The sequence below is a fragment of the Massilia sp. LMS1-1-1.1 genome, from assembly GCF_040815535.1.
In the GTDB taxonomy this organism is placed as follows: Bacteria; Pseudomonadota; Gammaproteobacteria; order Burkholderiales; family Burkholderiaceae_D; genus Janthinobacterium; species Janthinobacterium aestuarii.
Genome location: NZ_JBFPNG010000028.1, coordinates 1 through 286 on the forward strand (window position 1 = coordinate 1; position 286 = coordinate 286).

Genomic DNA, 286 nt, shown 5'->3' on the forward strand with positions numbered 1-286 from the left:
TTCCTTCTCCCGAGTTCTCTCAAGCGCCTTAGAATACTCATCTCGCCCACCTGTGTCGGTTTGCGGTACGGTCTCGTATGACTGAAGCTTAGAGGCTTTTCTTGGAACCACTTCCGATTGCTTCGTGAATAAATTCACTCGTCCCATCCCCTTGAATTTCGCGCCCGGATTTGCCTAAGCGCCTTCTATGAGACAGAAACTGACTATTCCAACAGTCAGACAACCTTCCGCGATCCGTCCCCCCATCGCATCATACGACGGTGCAGGAATATTAACCTGCTTCCCA

The 286-nt window shown here is 50.7% G+C and carries 1 rRNA gene; it reads right to left on the reverse strand.

Annotation, left to right across the window (positions count from 1 at the left end):
* Window positions 1–286 (reverse strand): 23S ribosomal RNA (locus MRBLMS1_RS18850); the annotation flags it as partial.